The sequence below is a fragment of the Amycolatopsis roodepoortensis genome (assembly GCF_014873915.1).
GTDB lineage: Bacteria > Actinomycetota > Actinomycetes > Mycobacteriales > Pseudonocardiaceae > Amycolatopsis > Amycolatopsis roodepoortensis.
Genome location: NZ_JADBEJ010000005.1, coordinates 1,946,557 through 1,960,662 on the forward strand (window position 1 = coordinate 1,946,557; position 14,106 = coordinate 1,960,662).

Sequence of the window (14,106 nt, forward strand, 5' to 3'; positions counted from 1 at the left end):
TCCCACGGGCTGTTACCTCGAGGTGGGGCGTCCCCTCTGTGATGTTGCAACGTCCCGACCCCGGCGTTGAGTTCCATCGTGTCAGGTCGGCGTCCCGCGTTCCAGGCGACCCCGACGGAATTCAGGGATCCCCCTGACTGTGACGTCCACGACGTTTCGGGTTCACCCTCCGTCAGCGGCGCAGCGCGGTCTCCTCGTCCATGCGTGACAGCTTCTCGGGATTGCGCACGGCGTAGAGCCCGGTGATGAGCCCGTCCTCCACCCGCAGCGCGACGACGGTGTCGACCTCGTCACCGAGCCGGAGGATCAGCGCGGGATACCCGTTGACCTGCGCCGTCCGCATCGTCGCCGCGTCGTCCCGCACCGGGCGGCTCGCGGCGAGCAGCGGCGCGACCAGCGCGGCGCCGACCACGGGCTCCAGCAGGGCCTGCGCCACTCCGCCCCCGTCGCCGAGGAAGACGACGTCCGGCGACAGGACGTCGAGCAGTCCTTGCAGATCACCGGTCCGGACCGCGCGGTGGAACGCGTCGAGCACGCCCTTCGTCTCGCCGGGCGACGCGGCACCACGGGGCCTCCGCGCGGCGACGTGCGCCCGCGCCCGGTGGGCGATCTGGTGGACCGCGGCCGGGGTCTTGCCGACGGCTTCGGCGATCTCGGCGTAGGGCACGTCGAACACCTCGCGCAGCACGAACACCGCGCGTTCGGTCGGGGTGAGGGTCTCCAGCACCAGCAGCATGGCCATCGAGACGCTGTCGGCCAGTTCGACGTCTTCGGCCACATCGGGGCTGGTGAGCAGGGGTTCGGGCAGCCACGGGCCGACGTAGGACTCCTTGCGCCGGCCGAGCGTGCGCAGCCTGCCGAGCGCCTGCCGGGTGGTGATGCGGACCAGGTACGCCCTCGGGTTCTCCACGGTGCCGAGGTCGACGCCCGACCAGCGCAGCCAGGTCTCCTGGAGGACGTCTTCGGCGTCGGCGGCCGAGCCGAGCATCTCGTAGGCGACGGTGAACAGCAGATTCCGGTGGGCGACGAACGCCTCAGTGGCGGTGTCGGACATGGACGGCTCCTGTTCTCGGCGCGGGTGTCCCCACCAGACGCCGCGTCCCCTCGATTTCTGACACGTCATCGCCGTGACGCACGTCACGATCTGATGCTGTCAGCGGCGCCGGGCCGCCGGCATCTGGTGGTCGTCCGGTTCAGCACACGACCACGAAAGAGGACGAGACCATGGATTCCCGTTTCGATCTGAACAGCAACGAACTCGGCGCCAAGCTCGGCAAGCGCTTCGCGAACGTCAGTGTGGCCATCAAGGGCTCGACCCTGCCGAAGGTCACCCAGGAGCTGGTGTCCCTGCGGGCCAGCCAGCTCAACGGCTGCGGCTTCTGCGTCGACGCCCACGCCAAGGACCTGGCGGCCGCCGGCGAACCCGCGGTCCGCGTCAACCTGGTCGCCGCCTGGCGCGAATCCACGGTGTTCACCGAGGCCGAGCAGGCCGCGCTGGCGCTCGCGGAGGAAGGCACCCGCATCGCCGACGCGCACCAGGGCGTCTCCGACGAGACCTGGGCCCAGCTGCGCAAGCACTACGACGACGACCAGGTCGCCGCGCTGGTCTACCTGGTCGCGATGATCAACGCGGCCAACCGGCTGCTCGTCATCACCCACACCAAGGGCGGCTCCTACCAGCCGGGCACGTTCGACAACTGACGGAAGAGGCCCCAGGCGGACTGCCTGGGGCCTCTTGCCGTTCACAGCGTCGCTAGGCGGCGACCATCTTCGGTGCGGAGATCGTCGTCCGCAGCGCGGGGCTCATCCGCGGCGGCGGCGAGATCCGCAGGTCGGCCAGGTCGTTGCCGATCAACTCGGACACCAGGCGACCGCCTTCGAGCTCGCCCGCTTCGGCGCCTTCCCGCTCCGGAGCGCGCCGCTTGCCCGCTTCGACCTTCTCGTCCACCGGGGCGACCTCGACGTTGTCCATCGCCGAGACGTCCGCCGCGACCTTGTGCAGGAGTTCGCCCAGCGGAAGGTCCAGGGCCTCGCAAATGGACGCCAGCAACTCGCTGGACGCCTCCTTCTGCCCGCGCTCGACCTCGGACAGGTAGCCGAGGCTCACCCTGGCGGCGCGGGAGATGTCCCGCAGCGTTCGACGCTGGTTCGTGCGGGCGTGTCGGAGCCGGTCGCCGATCGCCTCGCGCAACAGCACGGTCATCACGCGCCTCCCTTCCAGGACTGACTACCCCCTACGTTACCCAGAGCGGTGCCCCGGGCGCAGGTGTTGACACGGCAATACGCCAAGGGCGAACGCGGCGATCATGCGAGATGTTCCCCCAGCAGGGCGAACGCCCCCGAGACCGCCCCGGCCCTGACCGCGGCTCGATCACCGCTCAAGTCCAGTGTGCGGACGGTGAGCACCCCCGGGCCCGCGAGGCCGACGTGGACGGTGCCCGGCGCGACGCCGTCCTGCCCGTCCGGACCCGCGACGCCGGTCAGGCCCAGGCCCCACGTGGCGCCGCATCGATCCCGTGCGCCGGCGGCCAATTGCGCCGCGACCTCGGGATGAACGGCGCCATGCGCGGCGAGGAGGTCTTCGTCGACGCCGGCCAGCTTCGCCTTGAGGTCGGTGGCATAGACCACCAGTCCACCTCGGACGACGGCACTCGAACCGGGGACCTCGGTCAGCGTCGCGCAGACGAGCCCGGCGGTCAGCGACTCGGCCGTCGCCACCGTCTCCCGCCGCTCGATCAGGTGAGTGATCAAGGTCTCAGGTTTCATGCGCCCGCGGCACGCCTTCCGGCCGCGCGCAGCCGGACCGCGCGCACGACGTAATCGAGCCCGGTCACGACGGTCAGCACGAGGGCGAGCCCCATCAGCACCCAGCGCACCGGCTCGGCGGCCTCCGGCAAGGGCAGCAGGTACGCCGTGATGGCCGCGATCTGGGCGAGCGTCTTGGCCTTGCCACCCCGGCTGGCCGGGATGACGCCGTGCCGGATGACCCAGAACCTCAGCAGCGTCACGCCGATCTCGCGGATCGCGATGACGATGGTGACCCACCAGCCCAGTTCGCCGAGCACGCTCAGCCCGACCAGCGCGGCGCCGATCAGCGCCTTGTCCGCGATCGGGTCGGCGATCTTGCCGAAGTCGGTGATCAGCCCGTACTTGCGCGCGACCCAGCCGTCGACCTGGTCGGTGAACGACGCGATCGCGAACAGGGCGGTGGCGATCGCGCGCCAGAAGGTGTCCGCCCCGTCGCCGGTGAACAGCGCCAGCACGAACAGCGGCACCAGCACCAGCCGCGACATCGTGAGCAGGTTCGCCAGGTTCAGCGTCGGGACCGGCGTGGCCTCGGGGACCCGGGCGTGCTCACCGCCCGTCCCCTCACCGGCCCCGGCGTCGCTCGGGGCGGCATTCACCGGTCGGCCTCGGGCGGCGCGGGCCGCACGATCAGGTCGACACCCTCGGAGTCGACGACCTCGCAGCGCACGAAGTCACCCACCGCCAGCTTGGGCAGGTCCTCGGTCTCGATCAGGACGCATTCGCCGTCGACCTCGGGCGCCTGGTGCGCGGCGCGGCCGATCGGGTCCTCGCCGTCCTCGGCCTGTTCGATCAGGACGTCGACGAAATCGCCGATCCGGTCCTCGGCCCGCTGGGAGGTCAGCTCCTCGACCAGCGCGGAGATCCGCGCGACCCGCTCGGCCACCACGGACTCGTCGAGTTTGCCGTCGAAGGTCTCGGCCTCGGTGCCGTCCTCGTCCGAGTACCCGAAGACGCCCACCGCGTCCAGCCGCGCGCCGGTCAGGAAGCGCTCCAGCTCGGCGAGGTCCTCCTCGGTCTCGCCGGGGAAGCCGACGATGACGTTGGTGCGGATGCCCGCGTTGGGCGAGTACTCCCGGATCTGGTCGCACAGCGCGAGGAACGAGTCCGTGGAGCCGAAGCGGCGCATGCGGCGCAGCACGGTCTCGCTGGAGTGCTGGAAGGAGAGGTCGAAGTAGTCGGCGACGCCCGGCGTGGTCGCGATGGCCTTGACCAGGCCGGGACGGGTCTCGGCGGGCTGCAGGTACGAGACGCGGACGCGTTCGATCCCCGGCACCCCGGCCAGACGCGGGACCAGCAGCTCCAGCGCGCGGGCGCCGTCACGGCCGAAGTCCTTGCCGTAGGAGGTGGAGTTCTCCGAGACGAGGAAGACCTCCTTGACGCCGTTCTCCGCGAGCCACATCGCTTCGGCGACGATCTCGTCCGGCTGCCGGGACACGAAGGACCCGCGGAACGACGGGATCGCGCAGAACGAGCAGCGGCGGTCACAGCCGGACGCGATCTTCAGCGCGGCCACCGGGGAGGTGTCGAGCCTGGTCCGCAGCACACGCGGGCCCCAGCCGTGCTGCGCGTGCCCTGGCACCTCGACCGACTCGGCGGCCGTCGGACGCTGGACCGGGCTGATCGGCAGCAGCTTGCGGCGGTCGGACGGGGTGTGGGACTCGACCTTGCGGCCGGCCACGACGTCGTCGAGCCGCTCCGCGAGGTCGGCGTAGTGGTCGAAACCCAGGACCGCGTCGGCCTCGGGCAGGCTCTCGGCCAGCTCGTTGCCGTAGCGCTCGGCCATGCAGCCGACGGCGACGACCTTCTTGCCGGTGTCGGACGCCGCGAGCAGCGTGTCGACCGAGTCCTTCTTGGCCGACTCGACGAAGCCGCAGGTGTTGACCACCACGACGTCGGAGTCCTCGGGCTCGGCGGCGAGCTCCCAGCCGCCCGCCGCCAGCCGTCCGGCGAGTTCCTCGGAATCGACCTCGTTGCGGGCGCAACCGAGGGTCAACAAGGAAACGCGACGGGTGGCGACAGGATCAGTGGTGGGAGAAGGCACGTGCCTTAGGGTAGCTGGCCTGTTCGCGGGGTCGGCGATCGCTCGCTCGGGCGAGCCCTCGGCCGGCCGGGGCGCCGGGGATGGCTTAATGGTGGACGTGCCCTCAGACCCTCTCTCGCACCGCCGCCCCACCGTCCGCCGGGCAAGGATCGCGGACGTCCGCAAGATCAAGGCGCTGGTCGATTCCGACGCCGGGACGGTGCTGCTGGAGAAGGAACTCGTCACCCTCTACGAGAGCGTCCAGGAGTTCTGGGTCGTCGAAGACGGTGACGACGTGCTCGGCTGCGGCGCGCTGCACGTGCTGTGGGAGGACATCGCCGAGCTGCGCACCATCGCGGTCGACAAGGACTCCCGGGGGCGCGGCATCGGGCACGCGCTGGTGGCGCAGCTGATCGATTTCGCCCGCGAGATCGGGCTGAGGCGGCTCTTCGTGCTGACCTTCGAGACCCATTTCTTCGCCGGGCACGGGTTCGTCGAGATCGACGGCACCCCGGTGACCCAGGAGGTCTACGAGGAGATGCGGCGCTCGGCCGACCCGGGTGTCGCGGAGTTCCTGGACCTGCCGTACGTGAAGCCGAACACCTTGGGCAACAGCCGGATGCTGCTGGAGCTTTAGCCCTTCTTCGCGTGGCGCGCGACCCGGACCCGGTTGCCGCAGAGCGACGGCGTGCACCACACCCGCCTGCTGTTGGCCGCCACGAACAGCATCGAGCAGTCGTGCGCGCCGCATCGCCGCAGCTGAGCGGCACGGGGCCCGGACACGAGGTCGATCGCCGCGACCGCGACGGCGGCCAGCGCGATCTCGCCGCCGTCCTCGCCATGCCACGACGTCTTCGCGCCGTCGGCGGTGAGCCGTGGGCTGGTCGGGACGGCGGCCGCGGCCGCGTTGACCCGCTCCACCGCCCACGCCTCGGGCTCCCGCGCGGCCACTGTCGCCTCCAGCAGTTCACGCACCGCTGAACGGAGGCGCCTCGTCTGCTCGGCCGAAGGCGGCCGGGCACCTTCGGGCAAAGCTTGGGTCGCCCAGAACTTCGCGTGACCGCCGTCGAGCAGGTCGATCGGCGGGGAGACGGCCAGCATCACGGTGTCGGCGAGGTTCACCGCGAGATCGTCACCGGGAAGCGAGTCGAGATCGAGCATGCCTTGACACTATCAGGTACTAATGGTTCAAGACAGTTTTAACCATTAGGGAGTGTCATGGCCGTCATCCGGCACCGTTCCGTCAAACTCGGCGACGTCGAGGTCTTCTATCGCGAAGCAGGCGACCCCGAAGCACCCGTGCTGCTCCTGCTGCACGGCTTCCCGACGTCCTCACACCAGTTCGTGCGGCTGATGCGCCGTCTCGCCGGCCGGTGGCGGCTCGTCGCGCCGGACCTGCCCGGCTTCGGGCAGACCGTCACGCCCGAGGGCTTCACGTTCACCTTCGACCGGCTCGCGGAAGTGGTCGGCGACTTCGTGGACGCGCTGGAGCTGCGCCGCTACGCGCTCTACGTCTTCGATTTCGGCGCCCCGACAGGCCTGCGGCTGGCCGTCTCGCGCCCGTCCCAGATCACGGCGCTGATCACGCAGAACGGCAACGCCTACGTCGAAGGGCTCGGTCCGGCGATGCCGGACTTCCCGTCCCTGACCGACGAAACCGAGGCGCGGCGTGGATTCGAGGCGATCCTCGAACCGGAGCAGATCCGGTTCCAGTACAGCGGTGCCCGCGATCCGGAGACCATCGATCCCGCGAACCACCTGCTGGACCAGTACTTCCTCGGCCTGCCCGGCCGGGCGGAGGCGATGCTGGACCTGTTCTGGGACTACCGGAACAACCCGCCCGCCTATCCGAAGTTCCAGGCGTGGCTGCGCGAAGCCCAGCCGCCCGTACTCGCCGTGTGGGGGCGCAACGACCCGTTCTTCGTCCCTGCGGGCGCCGAAGCGTTCCGGAATGATGTTCCCTCGGCGGAGGTTCACCTCTTCGACACCGGGCATTTCGCGCTGGAAGAGGACCTCGAACCGATCAGCGAACTGATCGACCGCTTCCTCGCGCAACATCTCTGAAAGGCGGCTCATGGACACCTCGGTCACCGACCACCTGCTCAGCACGACGCGCGCGGTGCGCCGCAAGCTCGACCTGGACCGGCCGGTGGAACCCGAGGTGATCGAAGAGTGCCTGCGGCTCGCGCTCCAGGCGCCCACGCCGGGCAACCAGCAGGCGTGGCGATGGCTCGTGGTGCGGGATCAGGGCGTGAAGGACCGGCTGTCGGAGCTGTTCCGGCGGGTCGGGAAGGCATATCTGGAGACGAACGCGGCGGCGCTGGGCGAGGCGATCAACGAGCCTTCGGTGGCGCGGGCGTTCGCGTCGGGTCAGCACCTGATCGACGTGATCGACCGGGTGCCCGTGTTCGTCATCCCGTGTCTGACCGGCAGGCCCAGCGGTGACAACGCCGCCGACGCCGCTTTCTACGGCGGGATCTTCCCGGCGGTGTGGAACTTCCAGCTGGCGCTGCGGTCACGCGGCCTCGGCTCGACGCTCACGACGTACCACCTGACCCACGAGGCGGAGGCGGCCGAAATCCTCGGCATCCCCGCCGATGTCACGCAGGTCGGGCTGCTGCCGGTCGCCTACACGACCGTGCCGGATTTCAAACCGGCGGCGCGGGTGCCGGTATCGGAGGTCGCGTACCTCGACGGCTGGGGCAACGCGCTCCGGTGAGACAGCACGTCCCTCGCTAAGCCTTCGACACCCGCAGGGTGACCTGGTCGCCCCCCGAACTCACGGCGACCAGGTCCACCCGGCAGGCGGCGAACTCGACGGACTGCCTGCCCCCACGCCCGGTGGAGGCGAGGGCCGCCGTCGTCCGCTCACCGCGTCCCGGTTCGGCCAGCGCCAGCTCGATCACGGCCTCGCCTTCCCAGACGCAGACCATTCCCTCGGCGCAGCGGGAATCGGACACCAGGCGCGCGAAGCGGATGCTGACGTCCTTCGACGCGACCTCGGTCGTTTCACCGGCCTTGAGGTCGACGGTCTCCCCCAGCTCGACGGCGTCTTGAACAGGCCGCTGTACCGGCGCGGGCTGGACCACCGGCGCCCGGCTCGCGGCGGGTTCTTCGCGCGCGGCGGAGCTGCCGGCTCCGCAGGCGAGGCCGACCAGGGCGCAGAAGACGACGAGCAGCTTCTTGAGGTCCACGTGCTCTGGACGTAGCGGAGGCTCCGGTCCGTTGCATCGGTCCTTCGAAAGCCTCAGTCGTCCGAGACGTCGCCGCCGTTCGCGTCCCCGCCACCGCGGATCATGAACAGCACCGACTCCAGTTCCTCCGGCTTGATCAGCACGTCCCGCGCCTTCGAGCCCTCCGAAGGCCCGACGACACCACGGCTTTCCAGCAGGTCCATCAGGCGCCCGGCCTTGGCGAAGCCGACGCGCAGCTTCCGCTGCAGCATCGACGTCGAGCCGAACTGCGAGGTGACGATCAGCTCGGCGGCCTGCAGCAGGACGTCGAGATCGTCGCCGATGTCGGAGTCGATTTCCTTCTTCTCGCCGGCCTTCGCCGCGGTGACGCCGTCCTGGTAGTCCGGCTGCGCCTGCTCCTTGGCGAAGTTCACCACCGCGGAGATCTCTTCGTCGCCGACGAAGGCGCCCTGGATGCGGACCGGTTTCCCGGCACCCATCGGCAGGTACAGCGCGTCACCCATACCGATGAGCTTCTCCGCGCCCGGCTGGTCGAGGATGACCCGCGAGTCGGTGAGCGACGAGGTCGCGAACGCCAGCCGCGACGGCACGTTCGTCTTGATCAGGCCGGTCACGACGTCGACCGACGGCCGCTGGGTCGCCAGCACCAGGTGGATACCGGCGGCCCGCGCCTTCTGGGTGATCCGGACGATCGCGTCCTCGACGTCGCGCGGGGCGGTCATCATCAGGTCGGCGAGCTCGTCGACGATCGCCATGATGTACGGGTACGGCGCGTACACGCGCTCGCTGCCCGGCGGCGCGGTGATCTCGCCCGAGCGCACCTTCTTGTTGTAGTCGTCGATGTGCCGGACCTTGTTGACCTGCATGTCCTGATAGCGCTGCTCCATCTCCTCCACCAGCCAGGCCAGCGCCGCGGCGGCCTTCTTCGGCTGGGTGATGATGGGCGTGATCAGGTGCGGGATGCCCTCGTACGGGGTCAGCTCGACCATCTTCGGGTCGATCAGGATCATCCGGCATTCGTCCGGCGTCGACCGCGCGAGCAGCGACACCAGCATCGAGTTCACGAAGCTCGACTTACCGGAACCGGTGGACCCCGCCACCAGCAGGTGCGGCATCTTCGTCAGGTTCGCGGTGACGAAATGGCCCTCGATGTCCTTGCCGAGCCCGATGACCATCGGGTGGTTGTCCTTGACCGTCGACGGCGCGCGCAGCACGTCGCCGAGGCGCACCATCTCGCGGTCGGAGTTCGGCACCTCGATACCGACGGCGGATTTGCCGGGGATCGGCGCCAGCAGCCGGACGTTGTCGGTCGCCACCGCGTAGGCGATGTTCTTGGTCAGCGCCGTGATCTTCTCGACCTTCACGCCGGGGCCGAGTTCGACCTCGTACCGGGTGACGGTCGGGCCCCGCGTGAAGCCGGTGACCTGCGCGTCGACGTTGAACTGCTCCAGCACGCCGGTGATCGCCTCGATCATGGCGTCGTTGGCCTTGCTGCGGGACTTCGGCGCGTCGCCGAGCTTCAGCAGGTCCGGCGGCGGGAGCTGGTAGTCGCCTTCGACGGTCCTGGTGACCGCCAGCGGTGCCTCGGCCTTCTTCGGTTTCTTCTCTTCGACCGGCTTGGGTGCGGGCTTCGGCGGGCGCAGCGGCGTCGGCGCTTCGGCCAGCGCGGCTTCGATGTCGAGCTGCTCGCCCTCTTGGTCGCCCGTGGCCTGACGGCGTCGCGACGGCTTCCGCAGGCGGACCGACTTCGGGTCGGCCTCGGTGACGGCGTCGCGTTCCTCGTGGATGGCCTTGCGCTCGGCCTCGGCCTCTTCGATCTCTTCGGGGTCGAGACCCCAGTTCCGCAGGCGGTGCGGGATCTCCCGGACCGGCGTCCCGGTGAACACGAGCGTGCCGAACAGCAGCGCCAGCACCAGCAGCGGCACGGCGACCCACGTGGTGACCCCCATGGTCAGCAGGCCACCGGAGAACGCGCCGATCACCCCGCCGGCGTACATCCGGCCGTCGTTGGTCTCGGGCAGCGCGGTGAAGATGTGCAGCAGGCCGAGCACCGCCAGCACCACCAGCAGGGTGCCGATGACCATCCGCGGCCGGGCCTCCGGCATCGGTTCCGACCGCATCAGCGCGACGGCGACCACGGTCAGCACCAGCGGGAGCGTCACGGCCCCGGCGCCCAGCAGTGAGCGGGCACCGACCTCGACCCAGCCGCCGATCGGGCCCGCGGCCCGCCACCAGACCCCGAACGCGATCACCAGCGCCAGGGCGATGAGGCCCAGCGCGAGACCGTCACGACGGTGCTCGGGTTCGAGTTCGCGGCCGCGGCCGACCGTCCGCGCGAGGGTGCCGAGGCCCTTCGCGAGCAGGTTCCAGGTGCCGCGCACGCCCTTCGCGAACGTGCCGGACGACTTCTTCCGCGGCGCCGGACGCCGTGGAGCGGGCTTCCTCGCAGCCGTTGACCTGGGCTTCGCCGGGGTACGCGGCTTTCGCGCCGGCCCCTTGCTGCCGCCGCTTCGCGCCGTACTCCGTTTCCTGGTCGTCGACCCGCTAGCCATGTCTCCACGGTAACCGCCTCGACCCTCCAGCCCCGGCTGCCACTCGGAGCACATCCGGAACATTCGTCTCAGGTCACAGCTTGAGCGGCCATCCGGGTGAAAAGCGGGCCATGACATGCTCTGCCCCATGTTCGCGCTGCATCAGGATGAGAATTCGGCTCGCCGCGCCCCGGCAATCTGGCGCACGATGCTGAACATCGACCGGGGGCTGGTCAACTTCGTCGGAAAGCTCACCGTGACCGGCGGTGTTTCGGCGGAACTGCGCCGGAAGCCCTTGCTCATGACGGCCAACCACATCGGCGTCTTCGACGCGTTCGTGCTGATGGCCGCCTGCAAGCGGATCGGCATCAATCCGCGGTTCATGCTGGCGGGCGGCATCCTCGACGCGCCGGTCATCGGCCCTGCGCTGCGGCTCAGCGGTCACCTGCGGGTCGACCGCAAACAGGCGTCGACGGCCATCGGCCAGTTCGCCGAAGCCACCGAAGCCCTGCGGGCCACCCGCGACCCGCTGATCGTCTATCCCGAGGGCCGGATCAGCCACGATCCCGGCCTGTGGCCGGAGCGCGGCAAGACCGGCGCGGCGCGGCTCGCGCTGGCCGCCGGGGTGCCGGTGATCCCGATCAGCCAGTGGGGCGCGCACGAAGCCGTGTACTGGGGAACGGAGACCGTCAACGGCCCCGCCGATCTGGTGCCGCTCGCGAAGTCCGGGCTGAGCGCGCCCATGCGGCGGCCGCGGTTCAAGGTGCACTTCGGCGATCCGGTGGACCTGTCGGAGGTCGAGCCGGAGCGGCCGGGGGCGGGGGTCCGCGCGCACGCCAAGATCATGCAGGCGATCACCGACGGTCTCGTCCCGCTGCGCCGCGACGAACTGGACAAGCCGCGCTTCCACGATCCGACGCGGCCGACGGACACCGTCAGCCCCTGGAAGAAGTACTGAGTCCGGATCCTGAGACGGGTGCTCACGCTCGCCTAAGGTCGGCGGACGTGAGCACCCGCATCCTCGTCGTCTACTACAGCGCGACCGGCAACACCGCGAAACTGGCGTCGGCGCTGGCCGACGGCGCCCGCGAGGCCGAGGCCGAAGTCCGCGTCCGCACGGTTCCCGAAACCGCCCCGCCCGGCGCGGTGGCGAGCAATCCACGCTGGCAGGCGTGGGTGGACGCGGGGCCGCACCACGAGACGGCGACGCTGGAAGACCTGGAGTGGGCCGACGGGTTCGCGGCCGGGAGCCCGACCCGCTTCGGCGGTCCCGCCGCCCAGCTGAAGTCCTTTTTGGACAGTACCGGCGGCCTGTGGGCCAAGGGAAAGCTGGTGAACAAGGTCGCGACGTCGTTCACCACCGCCTCCACCGCGCACGGCGGCCTCGAAGCGACGGTGCTGGCGACGAACAACATCTTCTACCACTGGGGCGCCATCGTCCTGCCGCTCGGCTACACCGATCCGCGGCTGCTCGAATCGGGCAATCCGTACGGCGGTTCGTTCGTCTCGCGCAAATCCGCCGAACCCGACGATCTCGCCCTGGACGCCCTCCGGCTGCAGGGGCGGCGCCTCGCCACCGTTTCGCGCTACGTCGCCGACGGTCTTTTCAAGGACGGGTGAAGGGAACCGCGCGTCCGGCTCCCGCGTCATAGTGTGGTCACACAGCGTCACGCTATGGGGAGGAAGCGGGATGACCGGCGGGTACGAGGTGGCCTTGGCGGCGATCGGCGCGGCGTCCAGCGCGGCGAAACGGGCGTCGGACGACGTCGGGAAGGTGAACCTGGCGGCCGCGCTTTCCGGCGTCGCGGCGGGTCTGCCTGGCGGTGTGTCCGGCGAAGCGGCCCGCTTGCTCGCGGACTCCTGGGGCCGCGCGGTGCCCGGCTGGGCCGAGAACACCGCGGACTACTCCGCACGACTCGGCGCGGCGGCCGCGCGTTACCGCTCGAACGAACTGGCGGCGTCGCGGGAACTTCCCGTCTGATGCTCACCTGGGGAGACGTGCGCCGCTGGGATCCGGCCGCGATCGGCCGCGTCGCCGACGCGCTCAACGACGGCTGCACCAAGATCATCGCCGCGAACGACGACGTCGAAGCCATGGCCCGCTTCCCGGGCTGGACCGGCGACGCGGCCACCGCCGCGTCGACACGGGGCGCGTCGCTGACCTCCACCCTGGAACGGCTCGTCGCCGAGGCTGCCGCGGTCCGGCGAGGCGCTCACGAGGTACAGATCGCGCTGGACCGGATCGTCGCGTTCGTGCGGGAGACCGACGAACTGGCCCACCGGCACGACCTGGCCATCGGCGCCGGTGGCGAGATCTCCGTCGGCGTTCCACGACCGGACCAGACCCGCCTGATGGCGGAACTGGCCGACAGGGTCGAACAGGGCCTGCGCCGCGCGGCCGACGTCGACGCCGATTTCGCCGAGATCCTGCGGCGGGCCCTGCGTGGCGAGATCACCGAACAGGGTGGCGGCACGCTCGCCCAAGCGGCCGACGCCGGAGCCGCGCAAAGCGGGCTGTCGATCATCGGCCCACCGGAGAACGGCACCCCGGGCGATAACAAGGCCTGGTGGGCAAGCCTGTCTGATACGGCGAAAGTCGCTCTGCTGCAGGGAAATCCGGGTCTCGTCGGCAATCTCGACGGGATCCCGGCGGCCGACCGCGACGCCGCCAACCGCGCCGTCCTCGCGCGCGAGATCGCGCGGCTCCAAGGCGACCCCAAACTCAGGGGACTCGAAGCCATCCGACAGCGGCTGGACCGGTCGGACCCCCAGGCGTTCCTGCTGGGACTGGCCACCAGCGGCGACGGGAAGGCGATCGTGTCCGCGGGGAATCCCGACACCGCCGCGAACGTGGCGACGTACGTGCCGGGGACCGGTTCGGAGTTGTCGAAAATCGGCGGCGATCTCAACCGGTCCGACAAGATGTGGGCCGCGGCGACCACGTCGGGCTCGCCCTCGACGGCCGTGATCACCTGGCTCGGCTACGACGCGCCGGACGAGCTCACCGACGCCGCGAGCGACAAGTACGCCGAGGGGGGCAAGGCGGCCCTCGCGCAGTTCCAAGACGGGCTGCGGGAAACACACCAAGGACCGCCGTCGCACAACACGGTGCTGGGGCACAGCTACGGCACCACCGTCGTCGGGCACGCGGCCGGTGACGGTGGCCTCGCCGCGGACGAACTCGTCTTCGTGGCGAGCCCCGGCGTCGGCGCGCACGATGTGAGCGAACTGCACCTCGACGGGGTGAATCAGGACGAGATCGGCAAGCACGTGCACGCGACGGTCGCCGAACACGACATGATCAACCTGGCCAATGTCGAGATCGCGGGGTACGACCCGATCCTCGGCCAGGACCCGACCGACGCGGACTTCGGCGGGCAGGTGTTCACGTCGGCGCCGGGCACGGACGGGTGGGGCGGGTACAGCACGGAGGCGCACAGCGAATACTGGGAAGACAACAACCCGTCGCTGAACAATCTCGGCCAGATCATCGCCGGGAAACCGACGACGTGAACCGGGCACTCACATTCATCCTCGCCTCGCTGATGTTCTC

General features: G+C 70.1%; 16 protein-coding genes. 8 read left to right on the top strand and 8 right to left on the bottom strand.

Annotated elements, in window-relative coordinates:
• Positions 1-172: 172 nt before the first annotated feature.
• Positions 173-1,054, bottom strand: a complete 882-nt coding sequence (locus H4W30_RS28495) for an RNA polymerase sigma-70 factor (RefSeq protein WP_192745626.1) — start codon at positions 1,052-1,054, stop codon at positions 173-175.
• A gap of 170 nt (positions 1,055-1,224) precedes the next feature.
• On the opposite strand from H4W30_RS28495, the gene H4W30_RS28500 reads away from it, so the two are divergent.
• Positions 1,225-1,701 (top strand): carboxymuconolactone decarboxylase family protein, encoded by a 477-nt coding sequence (locus H4W30_RS28500; RefSeq protein ID WP_192745627.1) that lies wholly within the window; start codon positions 1,225-1,227, stop codon positions 1,699-1,701.
• A 52-nt stretch (positions 1,702-1,753) separates the two neighbouring features.
• On the opposite strand, the gene H4W30_RS28505 is transcribed toward H4W30_RS28500, so the two are convergent.
• From H4W30_RS28505 to rimO, 4 genes are all read right to left on the bottom strand, one after another.
• Complete coding sequence (locus H4W30_RS28505; RefSeq protein WP_185927427.1) at positions 1,754-2,203, bottom strand: helix-turn-helix domain-containing protein; 450 nt, start codon at positions 2,201-2,203, stop codon at positions 1,754-1,756.
• Between the two features lie 101 nt (positions 2,204-2,304).
• Positions 2,305-2,766, bottom strand: coding sequence for a CinA family protein (locus H4W30_RS28510; protein ID WP_192745628.1), 462 nt, complete (start codon positions 2,764-2,766; stop codon positions 2,305-2,307).
• The gene (gene pgsA / locus H4W30_RS28515) at positions 2,763-3,404 is read right to left on the bottom strand and encodes a CDP-diacylglycerol--glycerol-3-phosphate 3-phosphatidyltransferase (protein WP_192745629.1); all 642 of its coding nucleotides are present in this window, start codon (positions 3,402-3,404) and stop codon (positions 2,763-2,765) included. Before pgsA ends, H4W30_RS28510 begins: the two co-directional genes overlap by 4 nt.
• A complete protein-coding gene (gene rimO, locus H4W30_RS28520) occupies positions 3,401-4,849 on the bottom strand; it encodes a 30S ribosomal protein S12 methylthiotransferase RimO (protein ID WP_192745630.1) in 1,449 nt (482 codons plus the stop codon). The genes pgsA and rimO overlap by 4 nt, the downstream gene beginning before the upstream one ends.
• An 88-nt stretch (positions 4,850-4,937) precedes the next feature.
• Between rimO and H4W30_RS28525 the strand changes: the two genes are divergently transcribed.
• Positions 4,938-5,465: an amino-acid N-acetyltransferase gene (locus H4W30_RS28525; RefSeq protein WP_192745631.1), complete on the top strand. Its 528-nt coding sequence runs from the start codon at positions 4,938-4,940 to the stop codon at positions 5,463-5,465.
• On the opposite strand, the gene H4W30_RS28530 is transcribed toward H4W30_RS28525, so the two are convergent.
• Complete coding sequence (locus tag H4W30_RS28530; RefSeq protein ID WP_192745632.1) at positions 5,462-5,989, bottom strand: CGNR zinc finger domain-containing protein; 528 nt, start codon at positions 5,987-5,989, stop codon at positions 5,462-5,464. The two genes, H4W30_RS28525 and H4W30_RS28530, sit on opposite strands and share 4 nt — an antisense overlap.
• Before the next feature lie 57 nt (positions 5,990-6,046).
• Here H4W30_RS28530 and H4W30_RS28535 point away from each other — a divergent pair, with 57 nt between their 5' ends.
• Complete coding sequence (locus H4W30_RS28535; protein ID WP_192745633.1) at positions 6,047-6,892, top strand: alpha/beta fold hydrolase; 846 nt, start codon at positions 6,047-6,049, stop codon at positions 6,890-6,892.
• A 10-nt stretch (positions 6,893-6,902) separates the two neighbouring features.
• Positions 6,903-7,547: a nitroreductase family protein gene (locus tag H4W30_RS28540; protein ID WP_192745634.1), complete on the top strand. Its 645-nt coding sequence runs from the start codon at positions 6,903-6,905 to the stop codon at positions 7,545-7,547.
• A gap of 16 nt (positions 7,548-7,563) precedes the next feature.
• Here H4W30_RS28540 and H4W30_RS28545 read toward each other — a convergent pair whose 3' ends face one another.
• Positions 7,564-8,022 (bottom strand): hypothetical protein, encoded by a 459-nt coding sequence (locus H4W30_RS28545; RefSeq protein WP_192745635.1) that lies wholly within the window; start codon positions 8,020-8,022, stop codon positions 7,564-7,566.
• Positions 8,023-8,075: 53 nt separating this feature from the next.
• Positions 8,076-10,403 carry a DNA translocase FtsK gene (locus tag H4W30_RS28550; RefSeq protein WP_192745636.1) on the bottom strand — a complete coding sequence of 776 codons (2,328 nt, stop codon included), beginning with the start codon at positions 10,401-10,403 and terminating at the stop codon, positions 8,076-8,078.
• Positions 10,404-10,701: 298 nt separating this feature from the next.
• Between H4W30_RS28550 and H4W30_RS28555 the strand changes: the two genes are divergently transcribed.
• The 4 genes from H4W30_RS28555 to H4W30_RS28570 all read left to right on the top strand — a co-directional run bounded on the left by H4W30_RS28555 (position 10,702) and on the right by H4W30_RS28570 (position 14,066).
• Positions 10,702-11,511, top strand: coding sequence for a lysophospholipid acyltransferase family protein (locus H4W30_RS28555; RefSeq protein WP_192745637.1), 810 nt, complete (start codon positions 10,702-10,704; stop codon positions 11,509-11,511).
• Positions 11,512-11,558: 47 nt separating this feature from the next.
• The gene (wrbA, locus tag H4W30_RS28560; protein WP_192745638.1) at positions 11,559-12,173 is read left to right on the top strand and encodes an NAD(P)H:quinone oxidoreductase; all 615 of its coding nucleotides are present in this window, start codon (positions 11,559-11,561) and stop codon (positions 12,171-12,173) included.
• A 70-nt stretch (positions 12,174-12,243) separates the two neighbouring features.
• Positions 12,244-12,534 (top strand): hypothetical protein, encoded by a 291-nt coding sequence (locus tag H4W30_RS28565; protein ID WP_192745639.1) that lies wholly within the window; start codon positions 12,244-12,246, stop codon positions 12,532-12,534.
• Complete coding sequence (locus H4W30_RS28570; RefSeq protein ID WP_192745640.1) at positions 12,534-14,066, top strand: alpha/beta hydrolase; 1,533 nt, start codon at positions 12,534-12,536, stop codon at positions 14,064-14,066. Before H4W30_RS28565 ends, H4W30_RS28570 begins: the two co-directional genes overlap by 1 nt.
• Positions 14,067-14,106: the final 40 nt, after the last annotated feature.